Genomic DNA, 18,585 nt, shown 5'->3' on the forward strand with positions numbered 1-18,585 from the left:
TTGTCTATGGTGATCGGGTGAGCGAGCAGACAGCGCAAGAGGGCACGTCACCGGGGCGGCGCGTGGTCGTCGTCGGCGCCGGCATGGCCGGGGTGCAGACCGCGGTCGCCCTGCGGGAGCAGGGCTTCCGGGGCGGTGTGACCGTCATCGGGGCCGAGCCGCACCAGCCGTACGACCGGCCGCCCCTGTCGAAGGCCGTGCTGCTCGGCAAGGCCGAGGACTCCGCCTTCGACGTCGACTTCGAGTCCCTCGGCGTCGAGCTGCGCCTCGGCTGCGAGGTGTACGGCCTGCGCCCGGCCGTGCGCGAGCTGGACACCGAGGCGGGTCCGGTGCCGTACGACGTCCTGGTCCTCGCGGCCGGCGCCGAACCGATCACGCTGCCCGGCACCGAGGGCGTGCCCGGCGTGCATCTGCTGCGCACCCTCGACGACGCCGAACGGCTGCGGCCGGTGCTCGCCCGGCAGCACGACATCGTGGTCGTCGGCGCCGGCTGGATCGGCGCCGAGTTCGCCACGGCCGCCCGCGAGGCCGGCTGCGCGGTGACGGTCGTGGAGGCCGCCGACCGGCCGCTCGCCGGCGCCCTGCCCGCCGAGGTCGCCGCGCCCATGGCCGCCTGGTACGCCGACAGCGGCATCGAACTGCGCACCCACGCGCGCGTGGAGCGCATCGAGGCCGGCGTGGTGGTGCTCACCGACGGCACCCGGCTGCCCGCGGGCGCCGTCGTCGTCGGCATCGGCGCCCGCCCCGCCACCACCTTCCTGGCCGGTTCCGGCGTCGAACTGGGCGCGCACGGCGAGGTGCTCGCCGACGCCCACCTGCGCACCTCCCTGCCGGACGTGTACGCCGTCGGCGACTGCGCCTCCTTCCCCTCGGCCCGCTACGGCGAACGGCTGCTCGTCCACCACTGGGACAACGCCCTCCAGGGGCCGCGCACGGTCGCCGCGAACATCCTCGGCGAGACACCCGTGGTCTACGACCCGGTGCCGTACTTCTGGTCCGAGCAGTTCGGCCGGTTCGTGCAGTACGCCGGCCACCACGCCGCGGCCGACCGCCTGGTCTGGCGCGGCGACCCGACAGGCCCGTCCTGGTCGGTGTGCTGGCTGCGCGAGGGCCAGCTGGTCGCCCTGCTGGCGGTAGGCCGTCCGCGCGATCTGGCCCAGGGCCGCAGACTGATCGAGTCCGGCCGCCCCATGGACGCAGCGGCCGTGGCGGACCCGGCCCGACCTCTGAAAGACGCGACGGCAGCTCCCTAGAGCCACGGGAAACTGCGCGACCAGCCACAACGGCGCCGCGGACGGCCGACGACAGAGCGCGGCACAGCCGATCGCGACCTGCCCGGCGGAGCGCCTACGCTAGGTGGCGTGACCGAGATTGACGCAAAGATCGATGCTCTCGTCCCCGCCTGGCTCACCCTTCCCGACATCGCCGAGATGCTCGGCGTCGAGGTGACGCGTGTACGGCAGCTGGTCAAGGAGGGCCAGCTCATCGCCGTACGCCGAGGTGAGAACAGGGCGCTGCACGTCCCCGCCGCCTTCATCGACGGCGACAAGGTCGTCAAGGGCCTGGCCGGGACCCTGACGCTCCTGCGGGACGACGGCTTCACGGTCGACGAGATGATCGAGTGGCTCTTCACCCCCGACCCGACTCTGCCCGGCACCCCCGCGCAGGCCCTGAGCGAGAATCGCGGCACGGAGGTGAAGCGCCGCGCCCAGGCGCTCGCCGTCTGAGCCGACCCGCACCAGGAGGTGGCGTGCGGGCCGGCCGCCCGCACGCCACCGTCCAGTACCGCCAGGCACACCGACCCCGGGGGGACCCACGCATGTCCGACACCGCCCGCGCCGCGCTCGCCGGCGCCCGCCTGTACCTCTGCACGGACGCCCGCAGGCGCCAGGGTGACCTGCCCGAGTTCCTGGACGCGGTCCTGGCCGGCGGTGTCGACATCGTGCAGCTGCGCGACAAGGGCATGGAGGCCGCCGAGGAGCTGGCGCACCTGCAGGTGTTCGCCGAGGCCTGCGCCCGGCACGGCAAGCTGCTCGCGGTCAACGACCGGGCGGACGTCGCCCACGCGGCCCGCGCCGACGTGCTGCATCTCGGCCAAGGTGACCTTCCGGTCCCGGCCGCCCGGGCGATCCTCGGCGCGGACGTCCTGATCGGCCGCTCCACGCATGCCGAGGACGAGGCCGCCGCTGCAGCCGTCCAGGAGGGCGTGGACTACTTCTGCACCGGCCCCTGCTGGCCCACCCCGACCAAGCCGGGCCGCCACGCCCCCGGCCTCGACCTGGTCCGCCACACGGCGGGCCTCGGCACCGACCGTCCCTGGTTCGCCATCGGCGGCATCGACCTCGCCAACCTGGACCAGGTGCTGGACGCGGGCGCCCGCCGGGTGGTGGTGGTCCGCGCGATCACCGAGGCGGACGACCCGGGCGCGGCGGCGGCCGAGTTCGCGAAGCGACTGCGGCAGGTCTAGGGGCCGCTTTCCTCCGGCCCTTCCGGAGACTTCCCGGTCCTTGGCCGGAGCCTTCCCGCTCCTTGCCGGACACCTTCCCCGTCCGCTCCCCGTTCCTGACCGGAGCCTTCGCCTTTGCTTGCCGGAGGCCTTCCCGGCTCCTTCCCCGTGCCTGCCCGGAGCCGGCCCGGATCCCGCCCGGGTCTTCCCCTGGTCGCGGGCTCGGCGGCGGGTGCGCGGCGGCGGTGTCCGGACATCTGTCCAAGGGGCGGACAGGAAGTCGACAATTCGGGCATATTTCCGACGTGCGGTTGGGGGACCGCCCTCCCCTGGCTAACCTGCCCGTATGGCCCTCGGAACCGCATCCACCAGGACTGATCGCGCACGCACCGTGCGTGACATCCTCGCCGCCGGCAAGACGACGTACTCGTTCGAGTTCTACGCGCCGAAGACCCCCAAGGGCGAGCGGAGCCTGTGGAACGCGCTGCGCAGGGTCGAGGCCGTGGCCCCCGACTTCGTTTCCGTCACCTATGGCGCCGGCGGCACCACGCGGACGACCACGGTCCGCGAGACGCAGCAGATCGTCGTCGACACCACGCTCACGCCGGTCGCCCACCTCACCGCGGTCGACCACTCCATCGCCGAACTGCGCAACATCATCGGCCAGTACGCGGACGCCGGCATCCGCAACATGCTCGCCGTGCGCGGCGACCCGGCCGGCGACCCGATGGGCGAGTGGGTCCCGCACCCGCGGGGTCTGACGTACGCGGCCGAACTCGTCCGCCTCATCAAGGAGTCGGGCGACTTCTGCGTGGGCGTCGCCGCCTTCCCGGAGATGCATCCGCGCTCCGCCGACTGGGACACCGACGTCCGCCACTTCGTCGACAAGTGCCGTGCGGGTGCCGACTACGCCATCACACAGATGTTCTTCCAGCCGGAGTCGTACCTGCGGCTGCGCGACCGGGTGTCGGCCGCGGGCTGTGACACCCCGGTCATCCCCGAGGTCCTGCCGGTCACCAGCGTGAAGATGCTGGAACGGGTGCCGAAGCTCAGCACGGCGCTGTTCCCGGACGCCCTGAAAGAGCGGATCCTCACAGCAAAGGACGATCCGGCGGCGGTACGCTCCATCGGTATCGAGTTCGCCACGGAGTTCTGCGCTCGGCTGCTGGCCGAGGGAGTGCCCGGACTGCACTTCATCACGCTCAACAACTCCACGGCGACCCTGGAAATCTACGAGAACCTGGGCCTGCACCACACCCCGCAGGCCTAGACCGGCCGCACCGCGATACGACACACTGCGTAGCGGTCACTGGGAGAGGGGCGTACATGGGCTGGACGGTCCTCTACATCGCGTTCGGCATCGTCGCGCTGTGGTTGCTGGGCGAGGTGCTGCTGCAGTACAAGGCACGCCTGCGCTGGCGACTCCTCGCGTTCGCCGGGTTCCTCGGCGTCGTGATCGGTGTGCTGATGCCCTCCGTGATCGTGATCGGACTGGGCGCGATCGCCTTCGCGGTCGGCCAGACCTACGTCACGCTGTCGTTCCGCCGCGGCTTCGCCGCCGGCTGGGCGGTCAAGCGGCCCGACGCCGAGACCGAGGGCGGCAGCAAGCGCCGGCGCGGCCGGGCGGACCGGCGCGACGAGGGCCCGCTGGAGTCCGACCAGGAGTTCGCCGAGGCCGACGACGACCCCGCCGAGCACGCCGGCTACGGCCGCGGCCAGGCGCACGGCGGCTACGACGACGACTACGACCGCGACGACGTCTTCACCCCGGCCCCCTCGCGCACGGCGGACGAGCCCACCGCCGCCGAGAGCACCGCCGTCTACGAGCCGCAGCCCCTCCCCGACGACACCGGCAACTACGGCGTCTACGGCGACACCGCCTACGCGAACGCCCAGCAGAGCTACGCCTACGACTACTCCGGCTACCCCCAGCAGGGCTACGGCTACGACAGCGCAGGCCAGCAGGGCTACGCCAACTACTCCGACCCGTACATCGGCAGCCAGTCCTACGGTTCCTACGACCAGGGCTACGGCCAGCAGTACGGACAGCAGCAGGGCTACGCCCAGGACCCGTACGCCACCGGCGGCTACGGCGAGACCCCGGCCGGCGGGGTGTGGGTGCCGCAGCAGCGCACCGACGAGGTTTACGGCGGTGAACTCCCGCAGGAGCAGCCGTATCCGCACCAGGGGGGCGGGCAGCAGTCGCAGCCCGGTGCCGGATACGACGAGCAGTACCGCTTCTGAAGCCCCGGGCTCTGACCCCGGGCCCCGGCCCGCCGACTCCCGGCTCACCGTCTTCCTGCACGCCGTCTTCCTGCGCCTCGGCTTTCAGCGTGGCTGCCTTCCGCGCGTCGGCTTTCAGCCTGGCTGCCTTCCGCGCGTCGGCTTCCAGCCCGGCTGCCTTCTGCGCGCCGGTATCCAGCCCGGCTGCCCTCCTGCGTGCTTGCTTCCGGCGCGCCCGTTCCTGCGCCTCCGACCCGCCTGCCCCCGCTCACTGAGAGCCGCGGAACCCCGACCCCTCTACGATCAGGCCGGCCACCAGCGCGCCCGACATGCCGGCGTGCGGGAGGCCGCCGCCCGGGTGGGACCAGCCGCCGACCCGGTACAGCCCGGGCAGCCGGGTGGTGTTCGACGGGTGCAGGAAGCGCCCCTGGCCGGCGGCGAGGGCCGGCGCGGGCACGGCCCCGGACCGGGCGCCCGTCTCGGCCTCGATGTCACCGGGCACCCGCACCTCGTGCCACAACAGGCGCTCGCGCAGTCCGGGTACCGCGCGCTCGGCCGCCTGGAGGAGGAAGCCCGTGTACCGCCGGACCGTGCCGTCGTCGTCCCAGGCGGCCTCGGTGGACACCGTGGCGGACAGCACCACCGACTCGTGTTCGCCGTCGGGCCGCAGCGCGGGGTCGTCGGGGCGCAGCACCGTCACCGTCGGACAGCGGGGCTCGTCGCCGCCGGGCGAGGCCAGGAAGTCCCACTCCGACTCGGGAGCCGCCGGATGAACGACCGTGCGGTGCGCGGCTCCGGGCTCCCGCCGGCCACGCAGAGCCAGCAGCAGTGTGAACCGGGCGGGCGGGGCGGCGCCGGGGTCGGCCCGGACATCGCCCTCGTCGTCCAAGTGACGCTCCGTCAGCGACCCGAGCAGCGCCGGGTGCACGTCCGCCACGACATGGTCCGCCTCGGCGACGCTCCCGTCGGCCAGCTCCACCCCCGCGGCCCGGCCGTCCTTCTCCAGGATCCGGGTGACCTCGGTGCCGAAGACGAACTCCACCCGCCGCTTCAGGCAGCGCTCGTACACCGCGCGCGCCAGCTCACGGATGCCACCGCGCACGTACCAGGTCCCGAAGGCGTGTTCCATGTACGGCAGCACGGCCGCACTCGCCGGAGCGGACCAGGGAGCGAGGCCGTACGCCAGCGCGTGGCTCATCAGGATGCCCTCGAGGCGGTCGTCACGCAGTTCCCAGAAGCCGATCTCGGCCAGGGTCCGGGCCCGGCGCGTGCGCAGCAGCCGTTTGTGCGCAACCGCCGGATACGGCTCCTTGTCCGCCAGCACCTGCCAGTTGGGCCACAGCGGCTCCTCCAGCAGCGGCCGGCGCGTCCGGTCCCAGGCCTCACGGGCCCGCACCAGGAAGTCGCCCCAGCGCTCGCCCGCCCCCGCACCCAGCGCCTCGTCCAGGGCCGCGACGACACCCGCGCGCGAGGCGTTCGGCAGCGACACCTCGGTGCCGTCCGCGAAGACATGCCGGGCCGACGGGTCGACCTGGACCAGCTCGACGCAGTCCTCCAGCGGCTCCTTGCCGGTCTTGACGAACAGATCGCGGTACACCGCCGGCAACGTCAGCAGCCCCGGGCCCGTGTCGAAGCGGAAACCCTCCCGCTCGAACCGGCGCACCGCACCGCCGTACGTCTCCGTCCGCTCGTACACCGTCACCCGGTGGCCCGCGACGGCCAGCCGGGCAGCGGCCGCCATCGCGCCCATGCCGGCGCCGATCACCGCAATCCGTGCCATGTCCGGGACTTTATCGACCGCCACCGACAATCCGGCCACCGGGCGGCTGCGGCGCAGGTCAGGGGGCCCGTGAGGCCAGGCGCCGCTCCTCACGCCGCTGGGCCCGGCGGCGCAGGAAGCGCCGGATGCGCGAGACCAGGAACAGCAGTATCAGCAGGCCGCCCGCCAGCAGGACGGCCGCGATGATCGCCGCAGCCTTCGGATGGAACATCGCGAACGTGACGATGCCGCCGACCCCGAGGTCCTCGGCGACGCTCAGCACGAAGTTGCTGAACGGCTCCGGCGAGGTGTTGACCGCCATCCGCGTCCCGGCCTTGACGGTGTGACTGGCCAGCGCCGTCGACCCGCCCACCAGAGCGGCCGTCACGTCCGAGAGCGAGCCGCTGTGCCCGGCGAGCAGCGCCCCGACCCAGGCGCCCGCCAGCGGCCGGATCACGGTGTGCACCGAGTCCCAGAGGGAGTCGACGTACGGGATCTTGTCGGCGACGGCCTCGCACAGGAACAGCACACCGGCGGCGATCAGCACCTCGGGGCGCTGCAAGGTCTGCGGGACGTCGTCGCTCACCCCCGTCATGCCGAAGAGGCCGAGCAGCAGCACCACCGCGTAGGCGTTGATGCCGCTGGCCCAGCCGCTGGTGAAGACCAGAGGGAGTACGGACACGGAGGCGATCGTAACCAGGCGGGCGGCCGGAGTCGTGGGCATGCGCGCGGACGGCTGAGTACGCGTACCTAGACGGCCAGATGAGTACGCGCGCGGATGGGACGGCGGCCCCCGGGACGAGAGAGTAGAGGCACGGCAGGGGGCGTGGCCCGGCACCGCCGACACGGGGCGGCGGAACGGCGCCCGCCCGCCGGCCGCTCCTTCCGTCGATCCGTCGGCGGAAGCGAGACACGGGGGTCCCGGGGAAGACCACCACGGGGGTCCGCACGGGGGGCCCGCACGGGGGAGTGCGGGAAGGAAACACGGGGGATCACGGGGGAGCAGTACGGGGGGTCACGGGGAACAGAAGGCGCCGGTCCGGCAGCGGACCGGCGCCTTCCGTATGCGCCCGGTGGCGGATGCCCCGTGCTCAGACCCTGCCGCTGACCCGGCCCTGGAGCAGCCGGGACAGGGCCGCGTGGACGTCGTCGAGAGAGCGCTCCGGCTGGAAGGACTTCCAGTCCAGCGCGGCCACCAGGACCATGCCGACCAGGGCCGCCGCGGTCAGCTGGACGTCGATCTCGTCGCTGAACTCCCCGGTCGCCACGCCCTCGCGCAGCACCCCCTCGACCACCGCGACGGCCTCCTGCCGCACCACCATCAGGGTGGACTGCCAGGCCCGGTTGGTGCGCCACAGCTCGGCGACGTACAGCTGGGTGAAGGCCGGGTAGCGGTCGATGAAGACCAGGCCCGCGCGGACCATCGCGTCCAGCGCGTCCACCTTGCCGCCGCCCGCGCGCGTGGTCTCCTCGGCCGCCTCCTTCAGGGAGGCGGTGAGCAGGCCCACGCCGTGCCGCAGCAGCTCCTCGAAGAGAACGGACTTGCTCGCGAAGTTGTAGTACACCGTGCCCTTCGCGACCCCCGCCCGCTCGGCGATCTCGTCCACGGTGGTCGCGGAGAAACCCTGCTCGGCGATGAGCGTGACGGCCGCCTCGTAGAGCTTCTGGCGAGTGGCCTCGCGGCGCGTGCTGCCGCCGGACCTGGTGCTGCTGCTTTCCATGGCCCCGATTCTCACAGGTACGCGCGCGTGCAGGGGCTTTCCCGGGATCAAAGGCTCAGCTCCGGGTGCAGCCGGTCCAGCGTCCACACCTGACGGCGCCGGGCCGCGAGGGCGGTCAGCGCCAGGGCGCCGGCGGTGAACGCGGCGAGCACACCGCACGCCTGCCACACCGGCCCGAGCCCGCCGCCCGTGATGAGCCGGCGCAACGCCTCCACGATGTAGCTCATCGGCAGGAACGGGTGGATCGCGTTGAAGAAGCGCGGGCTGGTCTGCACCGGGTAGGTGCCGCCCGCCGAGGTCAGCTGCAGCATCAGCAGCGCGAGGACAAGGATCCGGCCCGCCGCGCCGAAGCGGGCGTTCAGCCACTGCACGATCGCCGCGAAGCACGCCGTGACCAGGCACAGGAAGCCGACCGTGCCGGCCGCCCGCAGCATCTGCAGACCGATCGCCCAGTGCAGTACGGCCATCAGCGCGGCCACCTGGAGCACGCCCACGGCGACCACCGGCAGCCAGCCGGCGAGCGCGATCCGCCAGGCGGACGAACCGGCCGCCAGGGCACGCCGGTTGAGCGGCGGGATCAGCATGTAGGCCACCATCGCGCCCACCCACAGCGACAGCGGGAGGAAGTACGGGGCGAAACCGGTGCCGTAGTTCGGCGCCTTGTGCAGGTCGTGGGAGGCCAGCTGGACCGGGTCGGCCATCACGCCGGTGCGCCGGTCGCGGTCCTGCTTGTCGTAGTCCGGGATCTTCTTGGCGCCGGAGTGCAGGCCGCCGGCCAGCTTCCCCGAGCCGTCGGAGAGCTTGTACAGGCCGCCGTTCAGCGTCTCGGCACCCGACTTGGCCGTGCCGAGGCCCTTGTCCAGCGTGACCGCGCCGGTGCGGGCGGTGCCCAGGCCGGTGTGCAGCTTCTCGGCGCCGGTGGCGACCTTGTGCGCGCCGGTGTTCAGCTTGCCGATCTTCTTGACGGCGTCCTCGACGTCCTCGGAGAGGTGTGGTGCGCGCTCGGCGAGCGCGTCGGCCTGCTTCTGGAGCGTGCCGAGGTTGTCCCGCATCGTCTTCAGGTCGCCGTTCTGGTCGGCGATGAGCGTGTTGAGGTCGTCGGCGACGGTGGCCACATCGTCGGCGGCGGTCTTGGCCCGCTTCAGGTCCGGGCAGACCGGGTCGGGGAGGGCCGCGGGCTCGCAGCGCTTCTTGTAGACCTCGTCCAGGACGGCGGCGGACGCGTGAGCGGTCTTCGCGGCGCCCGGAGCGAGCTTCACCAGCACGTCCAGGTTGTCCTTCACCGCCTTGGCCGAGTCGGAGACCAGCTTGGCGGTGTCCCCGATGGTCTTCTCGTTGGTCTTGATGAACGGGCCCGCCTTGGCGTAGACACCGTTGACCTTGTCGGCGAGCGCCTGGGTGCCGTCGGCGACCTGCCGGGAACCCTCCTCCAGGTCGCCGGCGCCCGTGTCGAGCTTCTTCAGGCCCTTGGCCAGCTTGCCGCTGCCGCTCTTGGCGTCCTTCAGCCCGTCGGCGAGGTCCTTGGACCCCTTCTCCGCCTTCCCGAGGCCCGTGTCGAGCTTGTCGGCGCCCTTGGCCGCGGTGACGGTCTTGTCGTGGATGTCGGAGAACGAGACGAAGATCTTGTCCAGGAAGGTCCGGGAGGCCTTGGTGGACGCGGCCGAGCGGACCTCGTTGAAGACGGTGCGGGAGATCTGGCCGACGATGTAGTTGTTCGCGTCGTTGGTGCGCACCCGGAGGGCGCCGGTCTCCGGGGAATCGCCCGAACTGGAGGCGATGCGGCGGCTGAAGTCGGCCGGCATGGTCAGCGACAGGTAGTAGGTGCCGTCCTCGACGCCCTTGCGGGCCTCCGCGTCGCTCACCTCGTGCCATTCGAAGGTCCGGCTGTCGCGCAGCCCGTCGACGATGTCGTCGCCGGCGGTGATCTTCTTATCGCCCGCCGTGGCGCCCTTGTCGTCGTTGACCAGGGCCACCGGGATGCGGTCCAGGCGGCCGTACGGGTCCCAGAACGACCACAGGTAGAGGGCGCCGTAGAGCAGGGGGAGCACGAGCAGCGCGACCAGGGCCGCGCGCGGCAGCCTCCCGCGTCCGAAACGCCTCAGCTCAAGCGCGGCCAGCCTCGGTGAGCGCATCGGCTCCCTCCTCCTTCGGGTCGCTGTTCTCGGTGGTCTCGCCGGCGCCCTCGGCGTCGCCCGCGTCTTCCGCCGCCGGGCCTGCTTCGTCCGTGCCGTCGCGGCCGTCGCCGTCCTTGCCCGCACTCTCCTCGCTCGGGCGCGTCGAGACGGGCACGCAGTCCTCGGGGGCGGTGCGGCACACGGCCACCACCGTCGTGCCCGCGCGCGTGAGGGACCGCAGCAGGTCCCAGACCTGGGCGCGCTCGGCATCCGAGAGCTTCATGTCGATGTCGTCGACGCCCAGCAGCCGGGGCCGTCCGACGAGGGCCAGGGCCACGGACAGGCGGAGTTCCTCGAGCCGTTCCAGGTCACGGACGGCCGTCCGGGGGCCCTTGGGCAGGCTGTCGAGGTCGAGCCCGGCCGCCGCCAGGGCCGCGTCCACCCGCAGCCGTGCCTCCTGCGCCCGCCGGGCGCGAGGCCGCACCAGCGCGCGCAGGGAGCCGTCGAAGCGGCGTTGCAGCAGGGCCCGCTCCCGCAGATGCTCCCCGACGGTCAGCGCGGGCTCCAGGTCGGTCACCCCGGTCACGTTGGCCACCGCGCTGACGTGCCGCAAGGCCGCCAGATGACGGGGAAGTTTGAACCCGCCCACGGTGGCCACCCCTTCGGTGGGCTTCATCCGTCCCGTGAGCGCGAGCAGCAGACACGTGCGGCCGGAGCCGGACGGTCCCTCGATCGCGATCAGCGAGCCGGGCTCCGCGCCGAGGGTGACGCCGCGGAACACCCACCCTCGCGGCCCCTTGAGCCCGAGGCCCTCGGCCCTGACGTCCGCGCCGTCCACAAACCCGCCCCCTGCCTGACTTATTTGAACTGACTGGTCAGTGCAAAAATACGCCCGAACCGTCGATCGAGGCAAAGGGCCAGGTCAGAACGGATTGTCAGTGCCATACCTCACGATGGGCACATACGGCATCCGTGCCGTCACACCAGACGACAGGAGGTTCGTCATGGCCAGCTCGTCCGCAGCCGCCGCCCGCCGGCGCCGCGCCACCGGCCCTGCCCCCTCACTGACCGGCCCGGCGAGCGACGTGCACCCCGTGCTCCGCCGGGCCCCGGCCCCGCCCGCCGCCCTCGATCTGCTCGCCCAGGCCCGCGCCGGACTGGACGAGGCCGCCGTCCTGGAAACGCCGAACGAGCGCTATGCGACGGCCCACCTCGCCGCCCTGCGCACCGCCGCCGCCGTACTCGCTGCCCGGGGCCGGCCGGAGACCTCCCCGCGCCGCCGGGCCCGGATCCGCAGCGCCTGGGAAGTGCTCCCGGAGATCGCGCCCGAGCTGACCGAGTGGAGCGCCCTGTTCGCCGCCGGTGCCGCGCGCCGCGCCCGAGCCGAGGCGGGCATCCAGGGGGCGGCCGGGCAGCGGGACGCCGACGACCTCATACGCGACGTGGCGATGTTCATCCGCATCGTCGAGCGCATGCTGGTCCTCCAGCCGGTCCTGCCCCAGCCCCGCCAGGACACCGGCACCGGCACCGGCACCGGCACCGGCCAGCACGGGCCGGAGACGGGAGGCGGCCTCCCGGACGCGGGCTGACGGGAGCCCGTCCGCCGACCGCGCCCGGTGTGTCTGCCGGCCGCGCCCGGCGCGTCCGGCGGCCGGGACCCGTGCGGTCATCGACGGCCGCGGTGACCAGGCGCGGTGCGGAGGCAATAGGGTGGAGGTCGCCTGAAGCGTTCCGTGCTGCCGAGGAGTCAACTGCCGTGTCGGACCCGATGCGCCCCCGCGCCTCCCTCCGTACCGCCGTGGTCTGGGAGGTCCTGCAGGACGCCCTCGACCGCCGGGTCAAGGCCACGGGCCGGGACTCGCTCGACGTCCTCGACACCGGTGGCGGCAGCGGCAACTTCGCCGTGCCGCTCGCCCGCCTCGGCCACCGCGTCACCGTCGTCGACCCCAGCCCCAACGCCCTGTTCGCGCTGGAGCGCCGGGTAGCCGAGGCCGGCGTCGCCGATCGGGTCCAGGGCGTCCAGGGCGACGCGCACGGCCTGTTCGACGTGGTCGAGCGCGGCGGCTACGACGCCGTCCTGTGCCACGGCGTCCTGGAGTACGTGGACGACCCGGCCGAGGGCGTGCGCAACGCGGTCGCCGCGCTGCGCGCCGAAGGCGTCGTCAGCCTGCTCGCCGCCGGTCTCGGCGGAGCCGTGCTCGCCCGCGCCCTCGCCGGCCACTTCACCGAGGCCCGGCAGGCGCTGCAGGACCCCGACGGCCGCTGGGGCACCGGCGACCCGATGCCCCGCCGCTTCACCGCCGAGCAGCTCACCGCGCTGGCGGAGGGGGCCGGCCTGCGGGTCGGCGCGGTGCACGGCGTGCGCGTCTTCGCCGACCTCGTGCCCGGCGTCCTGGTGGACACCGAGCCCGGTGCCCTCGACGCGCTGCTGAAGCTGGAGGCCGCGGCGGCCGAGTTGCCCGCGTTCCACTCCGTGGCCACCCAGCTGCACGTGCTCGGTGAGACGACGGGTGCCGCAGAAGCCTGAGCGCACTGCCGGGACCAGCCGCTGATCAGGGCCTTGGCCGCACATGGAGTACGACACAAGCCCCCCGAACGAGGGGTTTGCGCCGTATGATCGAGGTACACCGCCCGGCATGACGGGCCGGCCGCCGGGGAATGCAAGCCTCAGCGAGCCGGGGCTGTCATGACGGGTTCCGATTGGCCAACTGGCGTAGAGGGGCGGGTTTCACGGGGGCGATTCCCTGCCTATCCTGAAGGGACCCCCCGGGTCGCCCCGGCGACTGCACGATGAGGAGGACTCCGTGCCGCTCTCCGAGCACGAGCAGCGCATGCTCGAGCAGATGGAGCGAGCGCTGTACGCCGAAGATCCCAAGTTCGCGTCGGCGCTCGAGGGAAGCGGGCTGCGTACGTACACCCGGCGTCGGGTCTACCAGGCGGTCGCAGGCTTCCTCGTGGGTATCGCGCTCCTCATGGCCGGAATGGTCGCCCAACTGATCTGGGTCAGCGTGGTGGGTTTCCTCGTCATGCTGGGCTGCGCCGTCCTCGCCGTGACCGGCTGGCGCAAGGCACCGAAACCGGGTGAGCAGCCCCAGGGCGCCGCTCGCCGACAGGCACGGCCGAAGCGCTCCATGATGGACAAGATCGAGCAGCGCTGGCAGCGCCGCCGGGACGAACAGGGCCACTGACCGGCCCGCGGCTCCAGGGCCGAGACGGACAGACGTGAGGGGCGGCCACCATCCGGTGGCCGCCCCTCACGTATGCCGTCGGGCAATGGGTGAGGGCGAGTCTCGGCAGCGCGGCCGCCCGCGCCCTGGAGGAGCGGTCAGCTCTGCTGCCCGGAGGTCCGGCGCAGCGTCGGCCGGGCCGCCGCCGCCCGGGTGCTGAGCGCCGACCAGCGGGCCGACACCGCCCAGAGCACGCGCACGGCCGAGCGGGGCAGGAACAGCGCCCGCAGCCGTGTCCCGGTGCTCACCGTGGCCCGCAGCGCCTCGACCACCCGGCGCACGTCCTCCGCCGCCCCCGCCGCCAGTCGCGGCCGGGGCGCGTACAGCACCTGCTCCACCGCGTCCGCCACCCGGTGCACGGCGGCCCCCGCCGTCGCATCGAGCTGCCCCAGCCGGACGATCCGGTCGGCCGCCTTGCGCGGGGTCAGCGACTCGTCCGGCGCGATGCCGTGGTCCCAGGCGCTGTCCGTCAGCTCCTGCCAGGCGGCCAGGGTGTGCGCCGCCGCGCCCTGCGCGGTCCGCGCGTGCCCGCCCAGCCGGCGCCCGCGCAGCTCCTGCCGCCACAGCATCGGCGACAGCGGAACCGCCACGACGACCAGCACGCCCAGGCCGATCAGCAGCCACCACCACGGGCCGCCCCGGCCGTCCTCCTCGTGCTGCGGGACCGCCGCGGCGGACTGGCTGCCGCACGCCTCCAGCTTGCGCAGCCCGCCGGCGCAGCTCTCGCTCGGGGAGGCCGCCGCCGAGGGCGCCGACGAACTGCCCTTGGACGGCAGGGCCTCCTCGGGCAGCGAGGTGCCGGGCGTGTCCGACTGGGTGTACGGCGGAGTGGTGCCGCGGGTGGGGGTCGGTTCGAAGCGGGTCCAGCCGACGCCCTCGAAGTACAGCTCGGGCCAGGCGTGCGCGTCCTTCTGGTTCACCGCGACCGTGCCGTCGGCCTGCGGGGTGCCGGGCGCGAAGCCCACCGCGACCCGGGCCGGGATGCCGAGGGTGCGGGCCATCGCCGCCATGGCGAAGGAGAAGTGGACGCAGAAGCCCTCCTTCTTCTTCAGGAAGTTCGCTATGGCCCCGGGGCCGCGGCCGACCTCCACCTGCGTGTCGTACTGGAAGCCACCGGTGACCGAGAACCAGTCCTGGAGCTTGACGGCCTCCTCGTAGTGGCTGCTCGCTCCGGCGGTGATCTCCCCGGCGGTGCGGGCCACCACCTTCGGCAGCGAGGACGGCACCTTGGTGTACTCGCGCTTCAGGGCGGCCGGCGGCTGCGGCGCGGAGGCGAGCTGCCGCGCGGTCGGCTCCACGTCCAGGCTGGTGACCTGGTAGGTCTGACCGCGCGTGGTCTGGCCGTGGTCGCCGACGAGGGTCATGCCGACGGGCTCGTACCGCCACCGGCCGGCGACCTTCACGCCGCTCGGCGGGTACGGCATCGGCAGCCAGTCCTGGGCGTACGTGTCCGTCGCGGTGACGACCGTGCGCACCTTGCTGCGCTTGACGTCCGAGCCCAGGCCGATGGGTGTGGGCAGGGTGTCAGGGATGCCCACGATGTGCCGCTGGGCCGGCTTCCAGGTGGTGCCGTCGAAGTCGTCCAGCGAGACGATCCGCAGATACAGGTCGGAGATGTCGCTCGTGCTGGTCCGCAGGGACAGCACCTTGCGGTCGTCGTCCGTGTTCAGGTTGTCGCGCAGCGACACCAGCGGGTTGACCGCCGAGATCGTGCCGCCGGTGCCGTTGCCCGCGCCCACGCCGGTGCCGGCGCCGTCGAGCAGGCTGCCGTGCAGCTCGGGCAGGGTGAGCGGCACGACCAGGGCCACACCGAGCGCCACCGCGCCGATGCGGCGGCCGGTGCGCACCGGCGCCACGACGCCCGTCTCCGGGACGCCCGGGGTGCGGGGCGCCCCGCCGAAGACCCGGCCCCACTGCGCGAGCCGCTCCCGGCTCTCGGCGAGCAGCAGCATCAGATAGCCGGCCGCCGCCACCAGGAACCAGAGCCAGTCCGCGCCGCCGTCGGACAGGCCCGCCGCCACCGAGTACAGCGCGAGCAGCGGCAGCCCGGCCGGGGCCGCGCCGCGGAAGGTCACCGCCAGCGTGTCCACCAGCAGCCCGATCACCAGGGCGCCGCCGATCAGCAGCAGCTCGATGCCGTCGGTCAGTGGCGCCGGTATCGCGTACCGGCTGACGTCGTCCGAGCCCTGCTGCAGCAGTTCGGCGAAGTGGCGGAGGGCGTCCGGGCCCGGAATCAGTCCGAAGATCGCATGCTGCCGGGCGAACACCAGGGTGAGCAGCAGCAGGATGGCCAGCGTCTGCGCCGCCACCGTCAGCGGCCGGCCCAGCGGGACCCGCCGGGCCGCCATGCCCACCCCGGTCTGTACGGCCACCAGCGGAGCCAGCAGCAGCAGCCATGTCGGCTCGGCGACCAGGGGAAGCAGTGCGCACGAGGTCATCAGCGTGGCCGCCGCCGCGCACAGCGCCAGTCGTGCCCGCCCGCTCATGCCCGTGCCTCCCCGCTCACGGCGGTCAGGCCGGAGCGTTCCCGGTCCGCCTGCCGCCACAGCTCGTCCAACGAGGCGCCGCGCGGCACGCTCAGCGCCGTCCAGCCCGCCTCCCGCAGCAGCCGCAGCCGGTCCGCGTGCCGGTCACCGGGACGCGGCACGTCGGTCGCCTCCCGCGTCCAGGTGCCGGGGTCCAGCACGAAGGCGACGGCGCCGCCGCTGCGCCGGCTCATCTTGGCGACCGTCGTGGCCTGCTCCTCGTCCAGGTCGCCGAGGAAGGCGATCAGCAGCCCCTCGTTGCCGCCGCGCAGCACGTCGTACGCGCGGGACAGGCCGGAGCCGTCGGAGTAGTCGATCACCGCGAGGGTGTCCATCATCAGCCCGGCCGCGTCCGCGGTCTCCTGGCCGGTGCCCGCGAAACCGTCGCCGCCCTCGCCGGGCATCGCGCTGCCGCTGTCGGTCAGCAGCCGTACCGAGAAGCCGCGTTCCAGCATGTGCACCAGCACCGAGGCGGCACCGGAGACGGCCCACTCGAAGGCCGAGTCCGGGCCCGCGCCCTCGTGGGCACCGCCCCGGGTGTCGAGGAGGACGGTGCACCGGGAGCGCCGGGGCTGCTCCTCGCGGCGGACCATCAGCTCGCCGTAGCGTGCGGTCGAGCGCCAGTGCACCCGGCGCAGGTCGTCGCCGTAGCGGTACCCGCGCGGGATCACGTCGTCCTCGCCGGCCAGGGCCAGCGAGCGCTGCCGTCCGTCGCCGTAGCCCTGGGCCTCGCCGCTGAAGCGGACCGGCGCCAGCGGCTCCACGCGCGGGATGACCGTCAGGGTGTCGTACGTCGAGAAGGAGCGGGTCAGTTCGCACAGCCCGAACGGGTCCGTGAGCCGCAGCTGCAGCGGGCCCAGCGCATAGCGGCCGCGCAGGTCGGAGCGGACCCGGTAGGACACCTCGCGGCGACCGCCCGGCTCCACCCGGTCCAGCACGAACCGGGGGCGGGGCCCGAGGACGTAGGGCACCCGGTCCTGGAGCATCAGCAGGCCGGTGGGCAGCCGGGAGACGTTGTCCATGCGCAGGTGCACCCGGGCCTCGCTGCCGGCGGGCACGCGCGCGGGGGACAGGCGGCGGCCGGCCGACACCCGGTAGCGGGTGCGGTACAGCACGGCCGCGCAGATCAGCGGAAGGGCGGCCAGCAGCAGGCCGACGCGCAGCAGATCGGTCTGGCCCAGCACGAACGCGCAGATCGCGGCGGCGATCCCGGCCGCCAGGAAGGAGCGGCCGCGGGTGGTGAGGCCCGCCAGGGCGGTACGGACACCGCTCTTCTCGCCGCGGTCGGCCTGCGCCGGTCCGGCCCCCCCGGCACTCATCACAGACTCCGCGGAGGCTGCTGGGGATAGGCCGGGACATTGCGGCCCAGGCCGCCGAAGCCGCTCTGCTGTCCCGGCACCGCGGGCACCGGGGTGTGCTGGAGGATCTCCAGCACCACCTGCTCGGCCGTACGCCGGTTCAGCTGGGCCTGGGCGGTGGGCAGCAGGCGGTGGGCGAGGACGGCGGCGGCGAGTGCCTGGACGTCGTCCGGCAGCGCGTACTCCCGGCCGGCGAGGGCCGCGGACGCCTTCGCCGCGCGCAGCAGGTGCAGCGTCGCGCGCGGTGAGGCGCCGAGTCTGAGGTCGGGGTGTGTGCGCGTGGCGGCGACCAGCTCGACCGCGTACCGCCGGACGGACTCCGAGACGTGTACACCGCGAACGGCCTCGATCAGCTTCACGATCTCGTGCGCGTGCGCCACCGGCTGGAGGTCCTCCAGCGGGCTGACCCCGCCGTGGATGTCGAGCATCTGCAGCTCGGCCTCCACGCTCGGGTAGCCGACCGAGACGCGGGCCATGAAGCGGTCGCGCTGGGCCTCGGGCAGCGGGTAGGTGCCCTCCATCTCGACCGGGTTCTGGGTGGCCACCACCATGAAGGGGCTGGGCAGTTCGTAGGTCTGCCCGTCGATGGTGACCTGCCGCTCCTCCATGGACTCCAGCAGCGCCGACTGGGTCTTGGGCGAGGCGCGGTTGATCTCGTCGCCGATCACGATCTGCGCGAAGATGGCGCCCGGCTTGAACTCGAAGTCGCGGCGCTGCTGGTCCCAGATGGACACACCGGTGATGTCGGAGGGCAGCAGGTCCGGTGTGAACTGGATGCGCCGCACCGAACAGTCGATGGACCGCGCCAGCGCCTTGGCGAGCATCGTCTTGCCCACCCCGGGGACGTCCTCGATCAGCAGATGGCCCTCGGCGAGCAGCACGGTCAGCGCGATGCGTACGACCTCGGGCTTGCCCTCGATCACGCCTTCCACCGAACCGCGCACCCGCTCCACCGTGGCGGTCAGATCATCCCCCACCCTCGAATTCACTCGGGTGGGGGTGCCCCCATGGCTCGCCCGATCGTCATAGGTCGTCACCCGGCCCTCCTCGGCCCGTATATCCGGGCCGACGCTCTCGGTGCGAAACCGGCCCACCCCAAAACACGGACACCACGCGGGAAAAGTTCCGCGCGACGCCACACCCCCGCATTCTTGCTGCCGTTACCGATTCGTGTCACTCGCCTGTGGACAACTGCCCGCACGATGTCGGTCT

Annotated in this window: 16 protein-coding genes; 8 read left to right on the plus strand and 8 right to left on the minus strand. The window is 73.1% G+C overall.

All coding sequences use genetic code 11. The features are described 5' to 3' along the window. Positions 1–17 precede the first annotated feature (17 nt). The 5 genes from ACZ4SF_RS24890 (at position 18) to ACZ4SF_RS24910 (ending at position 4,690) form a co-directional block, all read left to right on the plus strand. Positions 18–1,253, plus strand: a complete 1,236-nt coding sequence (locus ACZ4SF_RS24890) for an NAD(P)/FAD-dependent oxidoreductase (protein ID WP_468388178.1) — start codon at positions 18–20, stop codon at positions 1,251–1,253. Positions 1,254–1,361: 108 nt separating this feature from the next. Continuing rightward, on the plus strand, positions 1,362–1,727 hold the full coding sequence (locus ACZ4SF_RS24895) for an Rv2175c family DNA-binding protein (RefSeq protein ID WP_468388180.1): 366 nt from the start codon (positions 1,362–1,364) through the stop codon (positions 1,725–1,727). Between the two features lie 92 nt (positions 1,728–1,819). Next, on the plus strand, positions 1,820–2,467 hold the full coding sequence (thiE, locus tag ACZ4SF_RS24900) for a thiamine phosphate synthase (RefSeq protein WP_468388182.1): 648 nt from the start codon (positions 1,820–1,822) through the stop codon (positions 2,465–2,467). 325 nt (positions 2,468–2,792) lie between these two features. Further along, positions 2,793–3,716 carry a methylenetetrahydrofolate reductase [NAD(P)H] gene (gene metF, locus ACZ4SF_RS24905; RefSeq protein WP_468388184.1) on the plus strand — a complete coding sequence of 308 codons (924 nt, stop codon included), beginning with the start codon at positions 2,793–2,795 and terminating at the stop codon, positions 3,714–3,716. 56 nt (positions 3,717–3,772) lie between these two features. Next, complete coding sequence (locus tag ACZ4SF_RS24910; protein ID WP_468388186.1) at positions 3,773–4,690, plus strand: SCO2102 family sporulation regulator; 918 nt, start codon at positions 3,773–3,775, stop codon at positions 4,688–4,690. A gap of 247 nt (positions 4,691–4,937) precedes the next feature. Here ACZ4SF_RS24910 and ACZ4SF_RS24915 read toward each other — a convergent pair whose 3' ends face one another. From ACZ4SF_RS24915 to ACZ4SF_RS24935, 5 genes are all read right to left on the minus strand, one after another. After that, positions 4,938–6,449, minus strand: coding sequence for a phytoene desaturase family protein (locus ACZ4SF_RS24915; protein WP_468388188.1), 1,512 nt, complete (start codon positions 6,447–6,449; stop codon positions 4,938–4,940). 58 nt (positions 6,450–6,507) lie between these two features. Then, entirely contained in the window at positions 6,508–7,110 is a 603-nt protein-coding gene (locus ACZ4SF_RS24920; protein WP_468388190.1) for a DUF4126 domain-containing protein, read from the minus strand. A 409-nt stretch (positions 7,111–7,519) separates the two neighbouring features. Then, on the minus strand, positions 7,520–8,149 hold the full coding sequence (locus ACZ4SF_RS24925; protein WP_468388192.1) for a TetR/AcrR family transcriptional regulator: 630 nt from the start codon (positions 8,147–8,149) through the stop codon (positions 7,520–7,522). Positions 8,150–8,196: 47 nt separating this feature from the next. Beyond that, positions 8,197–10,281, minus strand: coding sequence for a YhgE/Pip family protein (locus ACZ4SF_RS24930; protein WP_468388194.1), 2,085 nt, complete (start codon positions 10,279–10,281; stop codon positions 8,197–8,199). Continuing rightward, positions 10,253–11,101 (minus strand): ATP-binding cassette domain-containing protein, encoded by an 849-nt coding sequence (locus ACZ4SF_RS24935; protein ID WP_468388196.1) that lies wholly within the window; start codon positions 11,099–11,101, stop codon positions 10,253–10,255. The genes ACZ4SF_RS24930 and ACZ4SF_RS24935 overlap by 29 nt, the downstream gene beginning before the upstream one ends. A gap of 166 nt (positions 11,102–11,267) precedes the next feature. Here ACZ4SF_RS24935 and ACZ4SF_RS24940 point away from each other — a divergent pair, with 166 nt between their 5' ends. The 3 genes from ACZ4SF_RS24940 (at position 11,268) to ACZ4SF_RS24950 (ending at position 13,451) form a co-directional block, all read left to right on the plus strand. Continuing rightward, positions 11,268–11,852, plus strand: a complete 585-nt coding sequence (locus ACZ4SF_RS24940) for an SAV_6107 family HEPN domain-containing protein (RefSeq protein WP_468388198.1) — start codon at positions 11,268–11,270, stop codon at positions 11,850–11,852. A gap of 167 nt (positions 11,853–12,019) precedes the next feature. After that, complete coding sequence (locus tag ACZ4SF_RS24945; RefSeq protein WP_468388200.1) at positions 12,020–12,790, plus strand: methyltransferase; 771 nt, start codon at positions 12,020–12,022, stop codon at positions 12,788–12,790. 277 nt (positions 12,791–13,067) lie between these two features. Further along, positions 13,068–13,451 (plus strand): DUF3040 domain-containing protein, encoded by a 384-nt coding sequence (locus ACZ4SF_RS24950; protein WP_468388202.1) that lies wholly within the window; start codon positions 13,068–13,070, stop codon positions 13,449–13,451. A 137-nt stretch (positions 13,452–13,588) separates the two neighbouring features. Here the strand turns inward: ACZ4SF_RS24950 and ACZ4SF_RS24955 are convergent, their stop codons facing one another. The 3 genes from ACZ4SF_RS24955 to ACZ4SF_RS24965 are packed head-to-tail and all read right to left on the minus strand — an operon-like array spanning position 13,589 to position 18,410. After that, positions 13,589–15,976, minus strand: coding sequence for a transglutaminase TgpA family protein (locus tag ACZ4SF_RS24955; protein WP_468388204.1), 2,388 nt, complete (start codon positions 15,974–15,976; stop codon positions 13,589–13,591). Beyond that, the gene (locus ACZ4SF_RS24960) at positions 15,973–17,334 is read right to left on the minus strand and encodes a DUF58 domain-containing protein (protein ID WP_468388206.1); all 1,362 of its coding nucleotides are present in this window, start codon (positions 17,332–17,334) and stop codon (positions 15,973–15,975) included. The genes ACZ4SF_RS24955 and ACZ4SF_RS24960 overlap by 4 nt, the downstream gene beginning before the upstream one ends. Beyond that, the gene (locus ACZ4SF_RS24965) at positions 17,334–18,410 is read right to left on the minus strand and encodes an AAA family ATPase (RefSeq protein ID WP_468388208.1); all 1,077 of its coding nucleotides are present in this window, start codon (positions 18,408–18,410) and stop codon (positions 17,334–17,336) included. The genes ACZ4SF_RS24960 and ACZ4SF_RS24965 overlap by 1 nt, the downstream gene beginning before the upstream one ends. Between the last annotated feature and the right edge of the window lie 175 nt (positions 18,411–18,585).

It is taken from the genome of Streptomyces sp. NPDC027663, from assembly GCF_055566415.1.

Excerpts from the sequence above, each read along its gene's own strand:
- ACZ4SF_RS24955 (WP_468388204.1), bottom strand. The coding sequence starts at position 15,976 with ATGAGCGGGCGGGCACGACTGGCGCTGTGCGCGGCGGCGGCCACGCTG.
- thiE (WP_468388182.1), top strand. The coding sequence starts at position 1,820 with ATGTCCGACACCGCCCGCGCCGCGCTCGCCGGCGCCCGCCTGTACCTC.
- ACZ4SF_RS24925 (WP_468388192.1), bottom strand. The coding sequence starts at position 8,149 with ATGGAAAGCAGCAGCACCAGGTCCGGCGGCAGCACGCGCCGCGAGGCC.
- ACZ4SF_RS24910 (WP_468388186.1), top strand. The coding sequence starts at position 3,773 with ATGGGCTGGACGGTCCTCTACATCGCGTTCGGCATCGTCGCGCTGTGG.
- ACZ4SF_RS24940 (WP_468388198.1), top strand. The coding sequence starts at position 11,268 with ATGGCCAGCTCGTCCGCAGCCGCCGCCCGCCGGCGCCGCGCCACCGGC.
- ACZ4SF_RS24960 (WP_468388206.1), bottom strand. The coding sequence starts at position 17,334 with ATGAGTGCCGGGGGGGCCGGACCGGCGCAGGCCGACCGCGGCGAGAAG.
- ACZ4SF_RS24930 (WP_468388194.1), bottom strand. The coding sequence starts at position 10,281 with ATGCGCTCACCGAGGCTGGCCGCGCTTGAGCTGAGGCGTTTCGGACGC.
- ACZ4SF_RS24915 (WP_468388188.1), bottom strand. The coding sequence starts at position 6,449 with ATGGCACGGATTGCGGTGATCGGCGCCGGCATGGGCGCGATGGCGGCC.
- metF (WP_468388184.1), top strand. The coding sequence starts at position 2,793 with ATGGCCCTCGGAACCGCATCCACCAGGACTGATCGCGCACGCACCGTG.